This is a genomic window from Candidatus Latescibacter sp. (assembly GCA_030692375.1).
Classification (GTDB): domain Bacteria; phylum Latescibacterota; class Latescibacteria; order Latescibacterales; family Latescibacteraceae; genus JAUYCD01.
The window spans coordinates 1-20,296 of record JAUYCD010000034.1; the positions used below are offsets into that span (position 1 = coordinate 1).

General features: G+C 50.4%; 20 protein-coding genes. 13 read left to right on the forward strand and 7 right to left on the reverse strand.

The window, feature by feature from the left end:
• The first annotated feature begins 381 nt into the window (after positions 1 to 381).
• Both Q8O92_02150 and Q8O92_02155 read left to right on the forward strand, forming a co-directional pair.
• A complete protein-coding gene (locus tag Q8O92_02150; protein ID MDP2982115.1) occupies positions 382 to 864 on the forward strand; it encodes a DsrE/DsrF/DrsH-like family protein in 483 nt (160 codons plus the stop codon).
• Positions 865 to 871: 7 nt separating this feature from the next.
• Positions 872 to 1,837, forward strand: a complete 966-nt coding sequence (locus Q8O92_02155) for a 2-dehydropantoate 2-reductase (GenBank protein ID MDP2982116.1) — start codon at positions 872 to 874, stop codon at positions 1,835 to 1,837.
• On the opposite strand, the gene coaE is transcribed toward Q8O92_02155, so the two are convergent.
• The 6 genes from coaE to Q8O92_02185 all read right to left on the reverse strand — a co-directional run bounded on the left by coaE (position 1,788) and on the right by Q8O92_02185 (position 7,468).
• On the reverse strand, positions 1,788 to 2,423 hold the full coding sequence (gene coaE, locus Q8O92_02160) for a dephospho-CoA kinase (GenBank protein MDP2982117.1): 636 nt from the start codon (positions 2,421 to 2,423) through the stop codon (positions 1,788 to 1,790). The two genes, Q8O92_02155 and coaE, sit on opposite strands and share 50 nt — an antisense overlap.
• Entirely contained in the window at positions 2,420 to 3,370 is a 951-nt protein-coding gene (locus Q8O92_02165; protein MDP2982118.1) for a lysophospholipid acyltransferase family protein, read from the reverse strand. The genes coaE and Q8O92_02165 overlap by 4 nt, the downstream gene beginning before the upstream one ends.
• Before the next feature lie 305 nt (positions 3,371 to 3,675).
• On the reverse strand, positions 3,676 to 5,115 hold the full coding sequence (locus tag Q8O92_02170) for a trimethylamine methyltransferase family protein (protein MDP2982119.1): 1,440 nt from the start codon (positions 5,113 to 5,115) through the stop codon (positions 3,676 to 3,678).
• A gap of 173 nt (positions 5,116 to 5,288) precedes the next feature.
• On the reverse strand, positions 5,289 to 6,137 hold the full coding sequence (locus tag Q8O92_02175) for an inositol monophosphatase (protein ID MDP2982120.1): 849 nt from the start codon (positions 6,135 to 6,137) through the stop codon (positions 5,289 to 5,291).
• Position 6,138: 1 nt separating this feature from the next.
• On the reverse strand, positions 6,139 to 7,005 hold the full coding sequence (locus Q8O92_02180; protein MDP2982121.1) for an ROK family protein: 867 nt from the start codon (positions 7,003 to 7,005) through the stop codon (positions 6,139 to 6,141).
• Positions 7,006 to 7,024: 19 nt separating this feature from the next.
• Positions 7,025 to 7,468 (reverse strand): hypothetical protein, encoded by a 444-nt coding sequence (locus Q8O92_02185; protein MDP2982122.1) that lies wholly within the window; start codon positions 7,466 to 7,468, stop codon positions 7,025 to 7,027.
• Between the two features lie 406 nt (positions 7,469 to 7,874).
• Between Q8O92_02185 and Q8O92_02190 the strand changes: the two genes are divergently transcribed.
• The 7 genes from Q8O92_02190 (at position 7,875) to pyrE (ending at position 14,604) form a co-directional block, all read left to right on the forward strand.
• Complete coding sequence (locus Q8O92_02190) at positions 7,875 to 9,269, forward strand: phosphomannomutase (protein MDP2982123.1); 1,395 nt, start codon at positions 7,875 to 7,877, stop codon at positions 9,267 to 9,269.
• Positions 9,270 to 9,564: 295 nt separating this feature from the next.
• The gene (locus Q8O92_02195) at positions 9,565 to 10,224 is read left to right on the forward strand and encodes a hypothetical protein (GenBank protein MDP2982124.1); all 660 of its coding nucleotides are present in this window, start codon (positions 9,565 to 9,567) and stop codon (positions 10,222 to 10,224) included.
• A gap of 151 nt (positions 10,225 to 10,375) precedes the next feature.
• Positions 10,376 to 11,470, forward strand: a complete 1,095-nt coding sequence (locus Q8O92_02200) for a prephenate dehydrogenase (GenBank protein ID MDP2982125.1) — start codon at positions 10,376 to 10,378, stop codon at positions 11,468 to 11,470.
• 195 nt (positions 11,471 to 11,665) lie between these two features.
• Entirely contained in the window at positions 11,666 to 11,866 is a 201-nt protein-coding gene (locus Q8O92_02205) for a hypothetical protein (protein MDP2982126.1), read from the forward strand.
• Entirely contained in the window at positions 11,856 to 12,824 is a 969-nt protein-coding gene (locus Q8O92_02210) for a shikimate dehydrogenase (GenBank protein MDP2982127.1), read from the forward strand. The genes Q8O92_02205 and Q8O92_02210 overlap by 11 nt, the downstream gene beginning before the upstream one ends.
• A gap of 2 nt (positions 12,825 to 12,826) precedes the next feature.
• Positions 12,827 to 13,942 carry a 3-dehydroquinate synthase gene (aroB, locus tag Q8O92_02215; protein MDP2982128.1) on the forward strand — a complete coding sequence of 372 codons (1,116 nt, stop codon included), beginning with the start codon at positions 12,827 to 12,829 and terminating at the stop codon, positions 13,940 to 13,942.
• A 143-nt stretch (positions 13,943 to 14,085) separates the two neighbouring features.
• Entirely contained in the window at positions 14,086 to 14,604 is a 519-nt protein-coding gene (gene pyrE, locus Q8O92_02220; protein MDP2982129.1) for an orotate phosphoribosyltransferase, read from the forward strand.
• A 41-nt stretch (positions 14,605 to 14,645) separates the two neighbouring features.
• Here pyrE and Q8O92_02225 read toward each other — a convergent pair whose 3' ends face one another.
• On the reverse strand, positions 14,646 to 14,897 hold the full coding sequence (locus Q8O92_02225; GenBank protein MDP2982130.1) for a hypothetical protein: 252 nt from the start codon (positions 14,895 to 14,897) through the stop codon (positions 14,646 to 14,648).
• A gap of 282 nt (positions 14,898 to 15,179) precedes the next feature.
• Between Q8O92_02225 and Q8O92_02230 the strand changes: the two genes are divergently transcribed.
• The 4 genes from Q8O92_02230 to Q8O92_02245 are packed head-to-tail and all read left to right on the forward strand — an operon-like array spanning position 15,180 to position 20,099.
• On the forward strand, positions 15,180 to 16,286 hold the full coding sequence (locus Q8O92_02230; protein MDP2982131.1) for a glycosyltransferase family 4 protein: 1,107 nt from the start codon (positions 15,180 to 15,182) through the stop codon (positions 16,284 to 16,286).
• Positions 16,279 to 18,474 (forward strand): bifunctional (p)ppGpp synthetase/guanosine-3',5'-bis(diphosphate) 3'-pyrophosphohydrolase, encoded by a 2,196-nt coding sequence (locus Q8O92_02235; GenBank protein ID MDP2982132.1) that lies wholly within the window; start codon positions 16,279 to 16,281, stop codon positions 18,472 to 18,474. The genes Q8O92_02230 and Q8O92_02235 overlap by 8 nt, the downstream gene beginning before the upstream one ends.
• 40 nt (positions 18,475 to 18,514) lie before the next feature.
• Positions 18,515 to 19,261 carry a peptidoglycan editing factor PgeF gene (gene pgeF, locus Q8O92_02240; protein MDP2982133.1) on the forward strand — a complete coding sequence of 249 codons (747 nt, stop codon included), beginning with the start codon at positions 18,515 to 18,517 and terminating at the stop codon, positions 19,259 to 19,261.
• Positions 19,262 to 19,274: 13 nt separating this feature from the next.
• Positions 19,275 to 20,099 carry an undecaprenyl-diphosphate phosphatase gene (locus tag Q8O92_02245; GenBank protein ID MDP2982134.1) on the forward strand — a complete coding sequence of 275 codons (825 nt, stop codon included), beginning with the start codon at positions 19,275 to 19,277 and terminating at the stop codon, positions 20,097 to 20,099.
• The last annotated feature ends 197 nt before the right edge of the window (positions 20,100 to 20,296 follow it).

Sequence of the window (20,296 nt, forward strand, 5' to 3'; positions counted from 1 at the left end):
ATGTATGTTTTCAGGTTCCATTGTTATCTTTTTAACCGTCCTGTTCTCTGTTCGCCTTTAACAGACCTTTTGATGCATTCAAGTTGAATAAAAGTTTTTTACTTTTGTCGCCCTCGTCTTAATAAGGGGGGATGCCGAAGGACAGGGGGGATTCGTCCTTCAAGTGGACTTGCATTTACCCGATAATATTTTCATAAATATATTTTCGTGAAACGATAAGCATTATAAAGAGTTACAAAAAATTGATTCAAAAATCTTGGGGATGGCCAGAAAAAGGTTTTGTAATGTCACTCCATGTTTATATACTATTTTGTAATGGGGAAATGCCTCTCTTTTACTGATACTTTTGAAAAAAACACCTTTTACCAGGAGGATACTGACATGAACGAACCTGGAAAACGAATGACACTGATTGTTTTTTCCAACGATATGGACAAAGCCATGGCCGCATTTATCCTGGCGACCGGAGCAGCCTCTTCCGGCATGCAGGTGACCATGTATTTCACCTTCTGGGGGCTTTCCCTCCTTCGGAAAACGAATCCCGCTCCTCAAAGCCGTACTCTGGTGGAGAAGATGTTTGGCTGGATGCTCCCCAGGGGAGCCGACGATGCCACGCTTTCGAAGATGAACTTCATGGGAGCGGGAACAATGATGATGAAAGGCATCATGCGCAAAAAGAGTATGCCCCAGCTCGGTGAATTTCTCACCATGGCCTTATCCCTGGGAGTAAAGATTGTGGCCTGCACCACGTCCATGGAGATGATGGGTATCAAGAAAGATGACCTTATTGACGGTCTGGATATCGGGGGCGTCACCACGTATCTTGGTTCGGCGTGCGATTCGGGAATAAATCTGTTTATCTAGGACTGCCATGGATATTCTGGTTTATGGCGCCGGAGCGGTGGGACAGGCGGTCGGAGGCGTGCTGGCCGCCGACGGCCACAGGATTGATTTGATACTCCGCGAGCGATATATACGGGGAATAGAGGACGGCGGACTTTCCATCACCGGGATCTTCGGGGATTACCATGTCCGTGCTGAAAAGCTGGGCCTCTTTGCCTTCCTGGATCCGGTGAGGGATAAAACGTTTGACTACATACTCATTACCACCAAGTCCTACGATACCCTCGCGGCGGTGAAAGAGCTCGAAAAAATCAGGGATCACAGGTTCATCGCGGTTTCCATGCAGAACGGCTGCGGCAACCTCGATGTTATCGCCAAACAGTTCGGGGAAGCGCATTCTCTTGCAGCGCGAGTGATAACCGGTTTTGAAATCGAGCGTCCCGGTCTTGTTAAAATTACTGTTACCGCGGATGCCACCCATATCGGCGGCTGCGTCGAGGGAGAGATACCGGAAACGGCGGTCTTTCTCGCGGAAGCTATAAACAAAGCCGGTTTGCCATGTTCCGCCACCCCGTTCATCAACCGCGACCTCCTGGCGAAGCTCCTTTACAATTCAGCCCTGAATCCTCTCGGAGCAGCCTTCGGAGTGCACTACGGCATGCTGGGGGACGATCCCCATGCCCGGTCCATCATGAATGCTGTCATCGAGGAAGTTTTCGCGGTCATTACTGCCGCAGGGGAAAAAACGCACTGGGCGACGGCGAAAGAATATGAAGAATTTTTCTATGAGAAACAGATTCCGGCCACTTACCACCATCGCTCTTCCATGCTTCAGGACCTGGAAATGGGAAAACGAACCGAGGTGGATGCACTGACCGGTTATGTTTCCATGCAGGGGCGCGGGTGCGGTATTCCGACACCGGTTTGCGACACGATGTCCGAGATCATGCGGTTTCTGGAGCGGAACGGAGGAAAATGCACCCGCCTTCCCTAAAGTATCTCGGCAAATCAGCAAGCATGAGACCGTATATCACCATGCTTTCAGGCTTATCATTGTTCGACAGGACGATGTCTGCTTTCAGAACCTTCAACGGTTCGGGGAGTTGGGCGGAAAACATTCTCTCCACCTCTTCGTCAGAACGGCCGTCACGTTCCATGAGGCGTTTTTTCCGTAAACTTTCATCCGCCCTTATACAAACCACCAGGTCAAAAAGCCCTTCAATGCCCCACTCATAAATCAAGGCGCAGTCCACCACGGCATGTGTTCCGGCATTCCGCTCATCTCTGATTTTCTCCGTAATTCTCCTCACGAGAACCGGATGAACCACTCTGTTCAGTTTCAGGGTATTCTCATGTGTGGCAAATGCCTTCCGGGCAAGGAGGCGACGATCGAGTTTTCCATCCTTTCCCAGGATATCTCTTCCGAATATCCGGGCAAGCTCCCGGCGCATGTCTCCATCCTCCTCGACTACCTCGCGTCCAACCAGGTCGGCGTCGATGAGCATCCAGCCCCTGGAGGCAATCACCTTCGCCAGGACAGATTTTCCCGACCCAGGGCATCCGGTAATCCCAAGAATCATGCTATCCCTCCGTTGATTTCAGCGCTTGCAGTCCCATCACCCTTTCGACCATCGACAGGTTTCGAGGGTTGAGTTTTCCATCTCCGGTGCATCCAGAAATACTGTTCCGGATGACCGCGGATGATGTCCTCCAGGATAGCCGTGTACCGCTGGGTAAGTGTTTCCACTGTATCGTCGGAATGTATTCGTACCTCTCTCACGAGAAACTTGTATCGTCCGGGCGCAGTTCGCACGGTTGCCATCGCCAAAATCGGAATATCATACTTGAGCGCCAGTTCCCCCCCTCCGCGGGGAGTAGATGCCTTCCGTCCGAAGAAATCAACAAAAATTCCGTTCTTCCCCGCGTCCTGGTCGGAGATAAGTCCCACAATTTCCCTGTTTCGAAGAGCGCGAATGACTTGTTTTGCCGGGGCGCCGGTACTGACCAGTTGGAGGTTCTCGGTTTGACGGTTTCGATTTATGTAAGCATCCACCAGCGGATTAGACTGTTTTTTTGCTACAACGGTCAAGGGATACCCAATTTTACTGATACCGGCAGAGTTCAATTCCCAGTTTCCGAAATGACCTGATACGAGAATTACTCCCCTGCCCTTTTCAAATGTCCGCGCCAGCAGGGAAGTCTCGGTCATGTCCATTCTTTCCCGGATTTGACCCAAAAGCCTTTGAAAGAAAAGCATTTCAGTAAAGGTCATCCCGATATTGATATATGAGGACTCGGCAATTTTTTCAAGCTCCGCCTCGCTCAATTCCCTCCCAAAAGAATTCCTGAGATTCTCCAGAGTGACCCCGCGCCGCAGGCGAACCACGTGAAACACAAATAGACCGATCACCCTGACAAGAGCATAGACCCATTTCTCCGGCAGCGCATTGAACAGCGCGCTCAGCAACAAAAGAGAGAAAAATTCAAGCCGATGTTGAAGGTATTTTGAAATGCCGTTTTTTTTCAAACACTATCTCCGGAAAATAAATGTTTTACGGTTATGTCGTTAAGTAAGCTAAGGTGATCATCAGAACAAGGTTAATCCCCCCTACCCCCCTTATTAAGGGGGGAAAAAGAAAATTATTCCTATTTCTATGTAGACATTTATTAGGATTTGACAGACCCTCTCCCTAAATTCCCCCCTTAATAAGGGGGGATGCCGAAGGCAGGGGGGATTTTTAAAGACACAGGAGCGCTCAACTTCTCTTATTTACTTGATGTTGCTGACTTAACAACATAACCGAAAAATGTTTTATCGTATTCCCACCATGATCATGCGACAAGCTCTGGAAACTCTGTTCTGATCCGTTTCACAATCTTATGATCTAGGCGCCTGGGTTCATGCTCAGCCCATATCTTACGGGCTGTGTTCCAGGCGCGTTCGTTGGTATCCAAGCCGCCGGAATTGAGCCATGTTGTCCTGTTTCTACGGTCGCCGACAACAGGGAAAAAGAATTCGCTCCGGAAATGCCTAAGGGTATGGTCGTCGGTCACAAACTCACCTCCCGGACCGACACGCCGTATCACATCAAGACCGATTGTTTCCTCGTCCACCCGTATTCCCTCGACGATCCGTTTGACCATACCGGCCATTTCATTCCCTATGACCGTGGATTCTGCGGAGACCGCAAGCCCTGAATCGAACAGGTCGAGGCCATGCAGGATGTCCACTCCCGTCAGCGCGACTGTCAGCCAGGACAGCGCAGTCTCATACCCTGCCTGGGCGCCCTGGAGTTTATCTTCCGAGTAGCCCGCCGATACAACCATCGGACAGTCGAGCATCCTGCCGATTTGCGCAGTCGCGGCGTTGAGAAGGCCATATTCGGGCGACCCGGCGCAGAAACCGAGGGTCGATGGATCGCTTATCGCCGGCGCCCCTCCGATAAGCACCGGCGCATCGGGATTTACTCCATAAGCCAGCACTTTTCCGCTCAAAATTTCCGCCAGGAACAGGGTGAGAGTCCCCGCCAGTGTGCTGGGAGAAGTTGACATCGCCATCGGGCAGCTTGAGAATTCAACGGGAACCATGTTCCTGACCGCTTCGATGATGACCGAAGTAGTTTCAGGGTGAAGGGTCAGCGGGGAGATCATCCAGCAGGCGACGATGGAGAAAATGGGCCGTTCCCTGAGGGAGGCTTCCGAACCGGCGATGATTTCAGCAACGCGCCGGATTTTTTTAAAGCCCCTCATATCCGTGGTCGAAAGAATGACATGTTTCGTCGTGTTATTAATCCAGGCGAAAAACTTGTTGACATCGATACTATCCACAGAAACATCGCTTGGTTCGATCGAGCGGTGGCAGATGTCGATATAGGGCAGGTAATCGATGAGGTGCGCCATGTTTGCAACATCCCTGAGTGTGACCTTTCTCACCTCTTTTTTGCCGTGATCAAGATAATTCGGGCTTCCGCCGCCGGAAGAAAAGTACATGATTCCCTCGCCGATACGGATATCGTGCTTCTCGTCCCTCCCCGCGAGCAGGAATTGTTTCCGTGAATTCCGCAGCGCCTGCTCCACGATCTTTTCTTCGATCGTTACAGTCTGAAACTCCTCGTTGTATGAACAACCCAGCCTCCGGTATATCTTCCGCGCATCTTCACCCGGGACCCTGATGCCGACTGTGCTCAAAACGGCAAGAGCATTCTGGTATATCAATTGGCATTCTTGCATTGTAAGAGGATTAAACGGCTCACGCCTCAGTTCGACAGCCATTGGCAGCTCCTTTGAATGATCCTTTCACGGCAATTCTATTTATCGGGCACTCAGACACTTATTTTTTTGTTTGCTCATTTGATCGTTTTCTACTAGACCACATAACAGTACCGCTCTGCGGCCGAGTTTGCGAGGTCCACAGAAAGGGCTTGTTGGGTAGCTATGTGTTTTGCTTACTGAACAGGTTGTGCATTATGACGGCTTGCCTGGTCTTTCTGAAACGAGGAGCACAACTCAGCCAAAATGATGCGGTGCACCGTTCCATTGGACCCAACAATAGCGAAATCCTTCTGAGACATGCGCAAATATTCTGGGGACTCTCCGGCAAAACCAGAGAAGTGCCCGCCCGCCTCGGTCAGGATAAGCGAACCTGCCGCGAAATCCCAGAGACTCTGTGCTGGGGCGATGAAGCCATCTATTCTGCCGCATGCAATGTAGCAGAGCTCCTGAGCACACGAGCCCCCACCCCGGATTGAGCGACAAGATGGTACCAATTCCGTTCTTGGCTTGAGGTATTCCGGAGCTCTGAGGAAGCGATGGCTGAAGCTCAAAATACAGTCGCGGAGCTCGCAAACGGATGACGTAGAAATCTGTTTGGCATTGAGAAATGAGCCACCTCCTCGGACGGCTGTGAAGACTTCCCCATTTGCAGGGCAAGCCACGATTCCGAGAACTGGTTGCCATTCACACAGCAGTGCCAGTGATACACTGAAAGATTGCAACCCCCTGATATAGTAGCTTGAGCCGTCCAGCGGATCAAACACCCAAACGAACTCAGAATCCCTCAGCGTTCGACCACGTTCTTCAGAAATGAGCGAATGTCCGGGCACGACCTTCTCAAGGAACTCGACTATGATCTCTTCACTCTGGATGTCCTCTTTGGTGACGACACTATGGTGTGATTCCTTCTTCTCAACCTGTCTGCAGTCCCCCCAATGAGCAAGCAAATGCTGAGAAGCCAAGCCAACCGCCTCTTGGCCATACGACAGAAAACGGGCCAATTCCTTCTTGTATGTATCCATTCTATTTGACCTCCTTGAGCAGTGATTCCCAATACACGTATGCTCCCAACATACTTGCGTCCTCACCAAGGCAAGACAGAACCAAGTCGTGAGGCTTGAGTGGTGTGATCATCTCGATTTGAGTGAGGTCTGACCGTGCCTTAAGAAGAAGTGCCGGGTGTGCGAGGAAAACTCCGCCCCCTAATACTATCAAATCGGGCATGAAGCAGAGCGCAACCAGCCGTACACAGAGGCTGAGTGCGGTTGACACAGTGATGTATGTTCCATCCTGCGGGTCAGCCGCAACAACGGCTGTATCCGTCTCCGCTGGGCTATCCGGCAGGAGAGAGTTCTGAAGTTTGTTTACCGATACCAAGTGCTCCATTGTCTGGAGTGTCGCCATATCGATGATGGTGTGGCCAATCTCTCCGAGGGAATAACGCCCGACTGCCAGTTTTCCATTAAGGAGCACGCCTGCACCAATACCACTGCCATAGGAAAGGAAGACTACGTTGTCAACGCCTTTCCCGGAACCAAAGCGCTGCTCACCGAGCACGGCAAGGTCTGTGTCGTTTGCCTGCCAGACTGGAGGTCCGGCAAAATCACGTAAGGTACGGGAAAGCGCTGCAACGTCCCATTGCGGCAGATTCGGCAATCCCACTATCCTCTGCCGAACATATTCGATAGGCCCTGGCACACCAAAGATGATAGCCTCGACACAATCCCCTGCTTTCTGAGCCGCATCTCGGACCCAGTCAAGTACGGAGTGATAGTCCTGAAACGGTGTTCGCTCCCTTACGTAGCGAGCGACCACACCGTCTTTTCCCACAAGAGCAACCCGGGTCCAAGTTGCACCTATATCAACTCCCAATACATAACCGTATTTCAAGATAGCTCCTAAAAAACCTTCATAGCCACAAGAGAATGATCAACGTGACTGCAAGACTGACAAGCAAGAGAAGGAATCCCGCGAAAAAGATAAACCCAGATCCTTCGTAAAGTCCAAACAATGCACCTATTCGTTTTCCCGTGGACTCACCGAGCCGCTGTCGGGTTTCTGCCCTTTCGTTCCGACATCGGTTAAGTCGAAGGTGGATATAGACGAGCTGACAACAGGCAAGACCCGCGTAGCCTACCAGCCAAAGCGTAAACCCGATACGCCAATCGCGCAAGAAAGCCCGCTTTTCTTCGTCGAGTAGTATGGTGGTGAAAGCAGACAGCAATGCTAAATAGAAAGCTGTTGCCTTCCATTCGGTATCGCGATAGCGTGTGATTTCGTCATTCAAGTGGCTCACCCGGTCACACAGCAGTTTGAATTCTCTGTCAGAAAGTTTACTTAACTCCTTGAACATTACACACCTCCCACTTCGACGTCACATCACCGGCGAGAACTCGTGCTCTCAAGTCGCACCCGGCTATCGCCCGATCCAAGCAAGACTTTAGCTAATTGTACGGATAACAGAGGCTCGATACCTTAATCGTCCCTTCCAGAGAAAACTATTAGACATTGCCAATACTTTTGCAAAAGGCTCAACAGTGTATAAATTACTATTTCCAGATCATCTTCTATATTTGCAAAAAAAAACACTTTACTATTTGGATACTACGAGTAAGTAATTACGGCGAAGTTTTTTTCAGAAGCAACTGCTATTTTATACCTGACGGGATACACAGGTCAGCGATTCATTCCTTGCACTCAGGTGAAAGTTATATTACTTTATAGAGAGAAATTACCTCATCCTACTGGAGGATTCAACGATGAACGAGAAGCGTCTTTCCGCCTTTAAAGCGTATGACATACGGGGAATCATCCCTGATGAGCTTAACGAGGAAATGGCGTATAAAATCGGGCGGGCGTATGCAGCCGAAATACACCCGTCAGGAGCAATTGCCATCTGCAGAGACATTCGGAAAACAAGCTCCTCTCTTGCGGCGGCTCTTATCAACGGTGTCAACGATGCGGGTGTGGATACCACCGATATCGGGATCGGCGGTACAGAGATGATGTATTTCGCCTCTTCGCTAGAAGGTATGGGGGGAGGCGCCATGATTACTGCGAGCCATAATCCCAAAGATTACAACGGTATAAAACTGGTTGGAAGCGGGGCCGTCCCTATCGGCGAGGACAGCGGTCTTCTGAACATAGAACAGAGAGTCCGCACCGGGGATATTCCCCCGTCCGCATCAAGCAAAGGGGCCGCTAATCAACTCGATATCATGGACATGTATATCGATCAAATTCTCAGTTTTGTGGATGTTAAATCCCTGAAACCTTTAAAAATTGTGGCGAATGCAGGAAACGGATGCGCCGGACCGGTGCTCGATGCACTTGCACGCCATCTGCCGTTCGATTTTATCCGCATTCATTTCGAACCTGACGGCGCTTTTCCCAACGGGGTGCCGAATCCGCTCCTTGTTGAAAATCGGAATGTCACGATCGAAGGAGTTCGTACTTCTCATGCCGATCTGGGTATTGCATGGGATGGCGATTTCGACCGGTGTTTCTTCTTCGATGAAAATGGCAGCTTTGTCGAAGGATATTATCTTGTCGGATTTCTCGCGAAAAACATCCTCCAGAGAAATCCTGGAGCGCCTGTCGTTCATGATCCCCGGCTCATCTGGAATACTATCGAGATTGTTCGTGCGGCCGGAGGGATTCCGGTCATTTCCAAATCCGGCTACACTTTTATAAAGGAAACCATGCGGGAAACCTGTGCGGTCTATGGCGGTGAAAATACCGCCCATCACTTTTTCCGGGATTTTTCTTACTCCGATTCCGGTATGATCCCCTGGCTTCTGGTGACTGAGGAAATCTCCGCCACGGGCCAGAACCTGGGCGAATTGGTTAACGCCCGTATCAAAAGATATCCCTGCTCCGGAGAGATCAACCGCAAGGTGAATGATCCTGATGAGGTGCTGAAAGGTGTGGAAGAGCATTTTAGCGCCCATGCAACCGCCATCTCCCATCTTGACGGTGTTTCCATTGAATTCAGCAGACAATGGCGTTTCAACCTGAGAAAATCGAACACCGAGCCGGTAGTACGGCTTAATGTGGAATCGACCCGAAACGACGCGCTCATGAAATCTAAAACCGAAGAAATACTGCGGGTGATCGAAGGAAGAGATACTGACAGTAAAGTTGAAAAAAGATGATGGCAAAAAGTATCATGTTACTGCCAATGCTCTAAAAAACCTCACCCGGCCTTCGGCCACCCTCTCCTAATTATGAGAGGGTATAAACAAGGCACATAATGAGTTACCCCCTCTCCTGACTAGGAGAGGGGGACAGGGGGTGAGGTAAAGAAACATCAGAAAATTATGTACAAGGGCCTAAAAAATAAAACCTACTTTCCCACAAACATCTTTAAAAACAAAGGAAAACATGATTATGACACGCTGGTTTTTCCTCGCCTCTTTCTTTATGTTTCTTTTTGTACAGAGCTGTTCTATGTATACGGCAAAGCAAGGATCGGATTCGAGCGTTTCCCTTACGGTGGAGTATGCAAAAGGAGGGAAAATCAGCAACACCGACCTCGCTAGGTGGAAGGTCATGGGCGGAGGCAAGGTGACCATGGATGCGGCGGAAAAGGCGGTGCGGATCACCGAAAGCCGTGATTCCAAGGGGATTACTCTCGTTTCCCCCCGCGCGTATACGGGAAATGTCGTTCTCACGTTCAACGTAAAACCGGAACAGTACAAGGGAGTCTGCGTAGTATTCCTGTCGACTTCCGATAAAAACACGGGAACCCTCAAAATTTCTACGGATAATGACGGCAGTCTTCCCTGGTGGTCCGAAGGCGCGGTGCAGAATTACATGTTCGCATTCCATACCGGATTTCACCAGCCGAATATCTTCATCAGAAAGAATCCGGGATCGACCGATATCGCACAGACAAAGGATATAGCCTCGGAACAGAAGTGGTATACAGTAGAAATCGGCAGAAAAGGCCCCCTCCTCTGGCTCAAGGTGGACGGAAATATTGCTGTGGAAGGAAACGATCCGGACGGTAAAGGCCTGCCCGGCGGAAACATCGGCATCAGGATCCGCGGTCCGGGCGACGGCAGTTATTCCTGCCTTTTCAGGGACTTGGAGATACGGACTGAGTAACGTTGCAAATATTTCATGAAAAGGATGTGTCTGAACCATGATTCATGGGATGTAAGGATTACCACAATGGAAAGCAATTTAGAAACCTCACCCGCCCTTCGGGCACCCTCTCCTAATTAGGAGAGGGCCGGGGTGAGGTAAAAGGATAAACATGTTCAAAAACATGGTGATTGTCGGGGTCGGCCTGATCGGTGGATCATTCGGCCTGGCGGTTCGCCGTAAATATCCTGAGATGAGGATAGTGGGGGTTTCCTCACAGGCGGCGATTACCACCGCTCTGGAAATGGGCGCCATCACCGAAGGCTGCGGGTATGAAGAGCTGGGGAATGCAGTTCGAAATGCAGACCTGGTCGTTCTCTGCACTCCGATACACCACATTCAGGAAATTCTTACCCTGCTCGGCCCTCTCCTGCAGGGTGGAGTGCTGGTTACCGATGTCGGCTCCACTAAACGAGCAATCACCTGTCACGCCATGAATGTACTTCCCCGCGGGGTACATTTCATCGGCGGCCATCCCATGGCGGGCTCGGAAAAGCGTGGAGTTGGCGCTGCAGATCCGTTTCTCTTGCAGAATGCCATCTATGTTCTCTGCCCCACAGATAATGTCCCCGGAGAGGTGATCGACCGTTTCAGCGCGCTGGTAGAAAGTCTCGGCGCCCATGTTGCGATCATGGATGCAGACACCCACGACCATATCGCTGCGGCAGTGAGCCATTTGCCGCAGATGATCGCGCTCACCCTGGTGAAAATGGTCGGCAGGCTCGATACGGAAAATGCTCCCTACCTTCGGCTGGCTGCCGGCGGTTTTCGGGACATGACCCGTATCGCATCGAGCCCGTTCAGTGTGTGGGATGATATATGCAGCACCAACGACGACGCAATCAGGGAAGCGATCGACCGGTTTATCGGGCAATTGCTGAAAGTCCGTGACCGTATAGGGACTCCTGCGCTGGGTGAAGATTTCGAGATCGCTAACATTACACGGGCGACTATTCCAAAGGATACTAAAGGGTTTTTAAAAACTCTTTCCGAAATCCTGGTGGTTGTCGAGGACAAGCCCGGTGTCATCGCCAAGATCGCCACCCAGCTCGCCATCTCCGACATCAACATAAATGATATCGAGGTGCTCAAAGTCCGTGAAGGCGAGGGTGGCACACTCCGTCTTGCTTTCGAACGGGAACAGGAAGCGGTTGAAGCAATAGATCTTCTGGAACAAATCGGCTATCGGGCCCGTCTGAGAAAATAAAGGAAAAAGCCCAAAGCCCAAAATCCATAGGTGATCCTATTATAGAGGAAAATTTGACAGGATTAACAAGATTAACAGGATTTTGAAAACAACAAAAGATAGAATCATGTAAATCTTGTCATGTCAAAATTATTTTCAGTTATTCCGTTAAGTCAGCAAGAGTTCTCATCCCAGCAAAAAAAGGAGGATATCACCATGAAAGTATTTATCAAGCTTCTTACCATTATCGCAACCGCGTTCTTCGTCATTGCGACAATAATAAAATTCACCCAGAACGTCTCCTATAAAGAAGCGGTTGGGATTATGGAAGAACTCTGCAAGGAGATGATGTCGAAATGCCGCTGCTGCATACCGGAAAAAGAGGCTGCCGAAGAAAAGGTGAAGGATGAAGGATGAAAAAGACGGGAAGGAAGAATCAAGCTGCGGGAGGCCGGGGTCCGTCATTAAAACTATAGATAATGGACTTCGGGCTTCTGACTGTCTTTTCATCCGCGGGACTACCGGAATATACGGTGTGATCGGAGACCCGGTGGAGCATACCCTGTCGCCGCTCATGCATAACCGCGCCCTGGCAGAAATGGGCCTGGATGCTGTCTATGTTCCGTTCCGGGTAAAACCGGATGATCTTGAAAATGCGGTAAAGGCGATCAAAGCATTGGGCATACGGGGCATGAATGTCACTGCCCCCCACAAAACGAGGATTATCGAATACCTTGACCGTATTACCGTCGAGGCCCGAGCGGTCGGCGCGGTAAATACGGTCATCAACACCGGTGGACTGCTCGAGGGTGACAATACCGATGTATACGGATTCACGAATTGTATCCTGAAAGACAGCGGACTGGAACGGTTCCCCGAACGGATTTGCATCCTGGGTGCGGGAGGCGCCGCCCGGGCTGTGGTTTATGCCTGTGCTCTGCGTGAGGAAGTCCGTGAGATCGCCATTTTGAACCGTACACTCAGTAAAGCGAAGGAATTGGCGGACGATTTTCGGCGTATTACCGGGAAACCGATTTTCGCTTATCCCGCCGATAGCGAAACCCGGAAAAGAATTCTGCCCCGTATGGACATGATCGTGAATACCACTACGGTGGGGATGTATCCGCACTTGGGGATTTCCCCGGTTATTGAAAGTGATGATGTATTTCATCCGGGACAGGTGGTGTGCGATATCATATACACCCCCGCGAGAACGAAACTTCTGGAGGATGCCACCCGGCGGGGCGCAAAGGCCATCGGCGGAATGGCCATGCTCGCCTTCCAGGGGGCGCGGTCACTCACTCTCTGGACTGGCCGTGAAGCCCCGGTACAGGTGATGATCGAGGCGCTCAAGGCAGCCCAAAAGGATGTTTGATTATGGAAACAGTACCGGTCCGTCTCGGCGACCGTTCATACGATATCATGATTGAAGCCGGTTCTCTGCCTCGAACCGGTTCATTTGTCCGGCGCCTGGCCGGTGAAAAAACGGCTCAGGCCGCAGTAGTAACCACTGACACGGTGGCGGGCCTGTACCTGGAGCCAGTTGTCAATTCTCTCGTTCGGGAAGGATTTATTGTCACCCGGATCATTATTCCGGACGGCGAGAAGTATAAAACCATCGCCACCTGGGAATCTATCCTGACCCGGCTCATCGAGTCACGGTTCGAGAGGAAGAGCATTCTCGTTCCCCTGGGCGGCGGAGTAGTGGGAGATGTCGGAGGATTTGCCGCCGCCGCTTTTCTCCGTGGGATTCCTTTTGTCCAGGTTCCAACGACCATTGTGGCGCAGGTGGATTCGTCCATCGGCGGGAAGGTCGCGGTCAACCATCCCCTGGGCAAGAATTTGATCGGGAGTTTTTACCAGCCCTGCGGAGTATGGATAGACCCCCTGGTGCTGCGCACCCTGAATCGCCGCGAGGTGGTCAGCGGCATGGGAGAAGTAATAAAACATGCCATGATTCGTGACGCCGGATTCTTTACTTTTCTGGAAGACCACCTTGATTCCCTCATGGATTTCTCCGCCTCGCATGAACTCCTGGAACGTTTCATCGCCTGGAATTGCCGGATAAAAGCCGAAGTAGTCGCCGCGGACGAACGTGAGAGCGGCCTTCGAGCCACCCTCAATTACGGCCACACGGTCGGACATGCTCTGGAAACGGTGACCCGCTACAGCCGTTTCAGCCACGGCGAAGCGGTGATGTTCGGCATGATCGCCGCCGCCGAGATTGCCCGCGACCGGGGGCTTATCAGCGGCTCAGACACAGCCCGTCAGAATGCCCTTCTCCTTCGCGCCGGAATGAGCTGCGATGTCCGGGGCATTTCCTTAGGTGAAATCCTGGGAGCAATGAAGCTGGATAAAAAGGTTATCGGCGGAAAAATCCGGTTTGTGCTTCCCGGCCGTATCGGAAGCGTGGATGTTTACAGCGATGTTGGAGAAAATGAGATGCTGCACGGAATCAACTATATGCTTGAGTTTTGCGGGAAGAGAAAATAGAAGACAGAAGACAGGAGTCAGGAGACAGTATACAGAAGACAGAATAAAATAAGTCTTTTATACTTTGTGCCTTTGTGCCTTTGTCACTTTGATACTTTGATACTTTGTCACTTTGTCACTTTGATACTGATGAAAGGTATGCCATGAATATCGAGGAGCTTGCACAGGAAGTCAGGAAAGCCGCTCTTCTGACCGGAGATTTTGTCCTTTCCAGCGGCAGGCGGAGTAACTATTATTTAGACAAGTACCGTATCGAAACCCGCCCGGAAATTCTCAGAAAAGTTGCCGACGGGCTGGCGGAAAAAATTCCGGATGGGATCGATCTCCTTGCCGGCCCGGAGCTGGGAGCAATCCCTCTGGTAACTGCGGTGGGATTGAAAACCGGCATCCCTTTTCTCCTTGTGCGGAAAAAAGCCAAGGAATACGGGACAGCGAAGGTGGTGGAGGGTCTTTACGAGAAGGGCCAGAGTGTTGTATTGATCGAAGATGTTCTTACCACAGGCACTCAGGCAATAACTGCGGCCGACAGTCTCCGGGAACTCGGCCTCAAGGTGGTGAAAATTATCTGCGTGATCGACCGTGAAGAAGGCGCCCGTGAAGCGGTGGAGGGCGCCGGATATGTATTTGATCCCCTGCTGACCAGAACCATGATGGGCTTATGACTTTTCTGACGCTATATTGTTTGCTGCCGCCTTGTCCTGTATTATAAAAGCTCAATTACTTCGATGATATGATCTTTATTGACGATCTTCAGGGAGTTATCTTTATCCCGTAATATGAGAAACCTTTCCGGCTTATTCATGAAATCGGATAAACGTGAATCAAGGTCTATTTGAATTTCTCCTGATAGATTCCGTGAATCACTGAGCGTTATAATAACATGTACACTCTGGCGGGGAATTGTTTTGTCTTCCATGATTGTCTCCGTTTTGGTGGGCAGCGTCGATGTTTTCATAATATCGCTCTGTATTGGAGGAATGTCAAGATGCAGGGGAAGAAAATAAAGAAAGAATCCGCATTTTTAACTCACCCCATAATCCCCTCTCTTGCAAGCAATAGAGGGGAAGACCCCGATGTGCTTTATAAACAATGCTTTAGAAAACCGTTATTGATTTTTCCCCCTCTCTAACTTGTTGGAGAGGGGGTCAGGGGGTGAGGTCTGATATCTATTCGTATTTTTCGACTTATTAAAAAGGAACAAATCCGAGAAACAGTTGGTCAAAATATGAGTCATATCGTGCAAGCGATCACGGTGCCCTGGTATAACGCCTGCGCCGATTATGCAATCCTTTTGGCGCGGGGTTTGCAAAGTCTCGGTCACCGTGTCACTGTGGCAGGAGGGAATGGAAGCCCGGTTATTGACAAGGCGCGGGAATTCGGTCTTGCCGTATATGATCTTTCCAGTCCCGCATCGGGGAATCCGCTGACACTGTTTCTCCTGGCGAAAGCATACAGGAGATTCGCCATTGAAAACGAAGTGGCGCTGGTGAATGTCCATCACGGGCGCGATCACCTGGTCTGGTCCCTGGCGCTTTGTGGAACCGGGATTCCCCTGGTTAGAACCTCCGGAAGCCAGGTCCCGCCGAACAGGCATTCAGGCTCACGATACCTTATAAAAAACCGTACCGCAGGGATAATCGCCTCCTGCTGCACTGTGCAGAGATTTTACACCGAAGGATTCGGGATCGAGCCGGAAAATATTCCGGTCATCAACGGCGGAGTGGACAGTATGTACTATACCCCCGGACATCCGAGAAATGTACTGAGAAGCGCGCTGGGAATTCCGGAGAAAGCCTTTGTGTTCGGTATCGTGGGAAGATACTCCCCTGTCAAGGGCCACCGGTATTTCTTTGCTGGGGCGGAGCGGGTCGCCGGGATATTTCCTGATGCCTGGTTTGTGGCGGCGGGGTGGGAGGCTCAATTAAACGAAGATACCATGCGGAAATTAGCCTCTGAAGCCGGTATTATCGACCGTACCCGTTTCACCGGCCGTCAGAATGACATCCGCGACCTTCTCGTCGCTCTGGATGCAGGAGTCATCGCCTCGGTGGGATCGGAAACCGTATGCCGCATAGCCCTGGAGTACATGGCTATGGGCATTCCCGTGATTGGGGCGGCTACCAATGTAATCCCGGAAATTGTCCGTCACGAGCGCACCGGATATATCGTGCCCCAGGCTGATCCGGAATCAATAGCGTACGCCATGGGTCAGCTTATCTCTTCGCCGGAACGGTCAAGGACGCTTGGGAAAACCGGGCGTGAAATCATCGAAGAGGAATATTCTCTCGAAAAATTTGCGCTTAAAACACTTGAAGCTTATAGGAAAATGACGATTGATGTCTGAAAATCCAATACCTGCTCCTGTCGCCAGCCGGTTCACCATCGAGCCGGTCGAACTGGTTGAAGTGGTGGATGAATTCAGCAAGCTCCTTGAAAAAATCGAGCTGTATAATCCCCACGTCGACCGTGACCTCATAAAGAGGGCTCTCCGGTTCGCAGCGGTGGCACACGCCGGCCAGCGCCGCAAGTCGGGAAAGCCGTTCATTTATCACGGGATACAGACCGCTGACATTCTCGCCGATCTTCATCTCGATTCGGTCATGATAGCCTGCGGAATTCTCCACGATGTGGTGGAAGATACCAATATAACTATCGAAGATGTACAAAAGGAATTCGGCGATGAAATCGCAAATATCATTGATGGCCTGACCAAGATCGCCGGACTGAAGCTCATGAGCCCGGAAGAGCAGCAGGCCGAAAATTTCAGAAAGATGATCCTCTATTCCGCCAAGGATGTGCGGACGGTTCTGGTAAAATTCGCCGACCGCCTGCAAAACATGCGCACCCTTGAATTCCTCCCAAGTGAAAAACGTAAACGCATCGCCCATGAGACTCTTGAAGTTTTTGCTCCGCTTGCGCACCGTTTCGGTGTGTACACCATCAAAACCGAACTCGAGGACCTTTCGTTCCGGTGGCTTCATCCCAGGGAATACCGCAGGATTAAGAATACCCTGGAATATATGGTTAAAGAGAATGATGCCTTTCTTAACGAGGTTTTGGAACCGTTGAAGAAACGGCTGACCGATGAAAAAATCGACCACCAGATTCAATGGCGGCAAAAGCATCTTTACAGCATCTACAAAAAAATGATCCGGGACGATAAGAGCCTGGATGAGATTTACGACATTTTAGCCATCAGGGTGATTGTAAACACCATCTCGGATTGCTATTTCGCCCTGGGTATCATACACTCAATGTTCACTCCTGTAGTTGAACGGATCAAGGATTTCATTGCCACCCCGAAATTCAACATGTATCAATCTTTGCATACCACGGTGGTCGGTCGGGGAAGGAAAATGGTCGAGGTGCAGATTCGCACCCAGGAAATGCACCATACTGCGGAGACCGGCATCGCCGCCCACTGGCGTTACAAGGAGGGAAAGGTCGAGCCGGATGAAATCGACAATTACATGGCCTGGCTGCGGAGGGTGGTGGATTGGCAAAGCGGGACGCCTGAACCGAATGAGTTTATGCACGAGCTTAAAATGGACCTGTTCCAGGATGAGATTTTCGTTTTCACGCCAAAAGGAGATCTTATTCAGCTCCCGGCCGGCTCAACCCCGGTGGATTTTGCCTTTGCCCTCCATTCTGAAATCGGCCTTCACTGCTCCGGAGCAAAGGTCAACGGGAAGATTGTTCCGCTTGATACCAGGCTGGTCAGCGGTCAATGGGTGGATATTTCGACCAATGCGAATAAATTTCCGACAGCCGGCTGGCTCAATACGGTAAAAACAGCCAAGGCCAGGAGTCTCATCCGCCGCTGGATGAAACGCCGCAATGATGATGAGAACCATGCGCTCGGACTGGAGATGATTGCACGGATAGAAAAACAGCGGAGAGAGAAACTTAACGAAATCGAAAGAGAAGAACTGGTTAAAAAATACCATCAGCGGGATTGGGAGCAGTTCGTTACCAGCCTGGGTTCTGGAGATATATCCATTCATGCTATTCAGAATTACTTTGGGCTGATTGAAAAGAAAGCTGAAAAACGCCCCTTAACAAGCCAGACGCCGGTCAATGTATCCATTCAGGGAATGGAAGATTTGCTGGTGAGTTTTGCCAAGTGCTGCAAACCTCTCCCGGGCGACGAAATTGTAGGATTTATCACCCGTGGCCGGGGAATGGTGATACATCGAAGCAATTGCGATAATATTAGGAACTCTCCTACCGACAGCGACCGCGCCATCCCGGTGGACTGGGAACCCAAGGAAGGGGTCTTTTTTGTGGCGAGCATCCGGGTGGAGGCCGCAAACCGCAAAAGTCTGCTCTCCGATATTACTTCTGCCATCGCAAAGTCCAACTGCGACATTCGGTCCGCTCATGTAACAACAAATGATAATATTGCGATGGATGATTTTGATGTGGATGTCAAAGATCTGGTGTGTCTTCAAAACCTTATGAAGGAAATTCGAAAGGTCAAGGGAGTAACCGGGGTCATCCGTCTGGATATGCGGTCTCCGGAAAATGTTTGAATCATGGTTCAGACAGTCTTTCTCTTTGGACTTTAAGCTTATGAATACCCTATCACCGATCACCCCCGATATCATTCCTCATCAAATAGCGCTTTCCGGCTTCACCACCAGGCAGGGCGGTGTTTCCCGGCATCCTTTCGATTCCCTCAACCTCGGCCTTTCCGCTTCCGATGATCCCGCCGCAGTACGTGAAAACTATTCCCGTCTCTACCGCCATCTGGGAATAGACGGTACGAATACCGCGCTCATGCGTCAGATACATGACGCCGCAGTAATCAAGGTTTCAAAAGGCGGGATGTATGATGCTGTGGACGGCTTGGTTACCGACACCCCCGGCCTTCTGCTTGGAGTCAAGGTGGCTGATTGTGCGCCGGTGCTTCTCCTGGACCCATTTTCAAGAGCTGCCGGAGTCATTCACTGCGGATGGCGTTCACTGGTTTCCGGCATCCTGGAAAATACTTTGAGTCTTATGAAATTGGAGTGGAATACCGATCCTGCGGAAGTGATTTTTACGCTGGGACCATCGGCAGGCCCCTGCTGCTATCAGGTGGGTGAAGAAGTGGCCGCTCGAATGGCGCCTTCCTCGATAAAGAACCGTAACGGAAAACTGTATGCGGACCTCCACGAGGAAATCATCCACCGCCTCATCTATAACGGAGCGAGGAGGACAAATGTAGAATCGATTCCTGATTGTACGATATGCAATAATTCATTATACTTTTCCCATCGCAGAGACGGCGTCAATTCCGGGCGTATGATGGGATACATCATGCTGAAAGACCTTTGAAAGGATTTTATTCTTGACTGACTTTCAAGCCATTATTCTTGGACTTATTCAGGGTTTTGCCGAATTCCTGCCGGTTTCATCCTCCGGCCATCTGGTACTCGCCCAGAAGCTATTCGGGCTGAACGGCGACCTGATGACTTTTGACATTTTCTTACACTTCGGCACATTGCTGGCTGTTCTGGTGGTTTTCTACCGCTCTATTCTTTCCATTATTCTCGGATGCTTGGCAGGTATAAAATCCCTGTTTCTGGAAAGACTATCTCCATCTTATATATACCAAAATTCTGCTGATGTCCGCATGGCGACAGCACTGTTTATCGGGACAGTTCCCGCCGGTATAGTCGGAATCGCCTTCAAAAATCAGATCGAGGCGCTGTTCTCGACCACAATACCGATCTTAGCGGCCCTGTTTGTCACCGGTACAGTTCTCATGATCACATTCCTGGTAAAAAAAGGCGAGCGCCATATTGGCTTCTGGAGCGGGCTGATAGTTGGCATCGCACAGGCCATCGCCATCATACCCGGCATCTCCCGTTCCGGCTCGACCATATCCACAGCCCTTTTTCTGAAAGTCGACCGCCAGGAGGCAGGTGAATTCTCCTTCCTCCTTTCCATCCCTGCTGTGGGGGGCGCGACGGTTCTGGCGTTCAGGGATTTCACTTCTGCAGCCATACAGATACCCTTACATACGATAATACTCGGCATAGCGGCTTCATTCATCTCCGGTCTAATTTCTCTGGTGCTGCTCATGAGCATTGTGCGAAAGGGAAAGATCGGGTATTTCGGGCTGTACTGTTTTGCGGTTGTTATCGCGGGAGCGATATATCTGCATATTTAGATTATATTTTACGGTTATGTCGTTAAGAAAGCTAAAGTGATCATCCGAGAAGGTTTATCCCCCCTACCCCCCTTATTAAGGCGAGGGCGACAAAAGGATAATATTGACATAAGTTATTATAAATAAATAAAATAAATGAATATTTAGCTTGACATGGCGGTTTAGATTTATTATACTTAAGGTATTGTTATGAAAGG

Coding starts and splice junctions, on each gene's coding strand:
- Q8O92_02150 (MDP2982115.1), top strand. CDS start 382: ATGAACGAACCTGGAAAACGAATGACACTGATTGTTTTTTCCAACGAT.
- Q8O92_02155 (MDP2982116.1), top strand. CDS start 872: ATGGATATTCTGGTTTATGGCGCCGGAGCGGTGGGACAGGCGGTCGGA.
- coaE (MDP2982117.1), bottom strand. CDS start 2,423: ATGATTCTTGGGATTACCGGATGCCCTGGGTCGGGAAAATCTGTCCTG.
- Q8O92_02170 (MDP2982119.1), bottom strand. CDS start 5,115: ATGGCTGTCGAACTGAGGCGTGAGCCGTTTAATCCTCTTACAATGCAA.
- Q8O92_02175 (MDP2982120.1), bottom strand. CDS start 6,137: ATGGATACATACAAGAAGGAATTGGCCCGTTTTCTGTCGTATGGCCAA.
- Q8O92_02185 (MDP2982122.1), bottom strand. CDS start 7,468: ATGTTCAAGGAGTTAAGTAAACTTTCTGACAGAGAATTCAAACTGCTG.
- Q8O92_02190 (MDP2982123.1), top strand. CDS start 7,875: ATGAACGAGAAGCGTCTTTCCGCCTTTAAAGCGTATGACATACGGGGA.
- Q8O92_02195 (MDP2982124.1), top strand. CDS start 9,565: ATGTATACGGCAAAGCAAGGATCGGATTCGAGCGTTTCCCTTACGGTG.
- Q8O92_02200 (MDP2982125.1), top strand. CDS start 10,376: ATGTTCAAAAACATGGTGATTGTCGGGGTCGGCCTGATCGGTGGATCA.
- Q8O92_02205 (MDP2982126.1), top strand. CDS start 11,666: ATGAAAGTATTTATCAAGCTTCTTACCATTATCGCAACCGCGTTCTTC.
- Q8O92_02210 (MDP2982127.1), top strand. CDS start 11,856: ATGAAGGATGAAAAAGACGGGAAGGAAGAATCAAGCTGCGGGAGGCCG.
- aroB (MDP2982128.1), top strand. CDS start 12,827: ATGGAAACAGTACCGGTCCGTCTCGGCGACCGTTCATACGATATCATG.
- pyrE (MDP2982129.1), top strand. CDS start 14,086: ATGAATATCGAGGAGCTTGCACAGGAAGTCAGGAAAGCCGCTCTTCTG.
- Q8O92_02225 (MDP2982130.1), bottom strand. CDS start 14,897: ATGAAAACATCGACGCTGCCCACCAAAACGGAGACAATCATGGAAGAC.
- Q8O92_02235 (MDP2982132.1), top strand. CDS start 16,279: ATGTCTGAAAATCCAATACCTGCTCCTGTCGCCAGCCGGTTCACCATC.
- pgeF (MDP2982133.1), top strand. CDS start 18,515: ATGAATACCCTATCACCGATCACCCCCGATATCATTCCTCATCAAATA.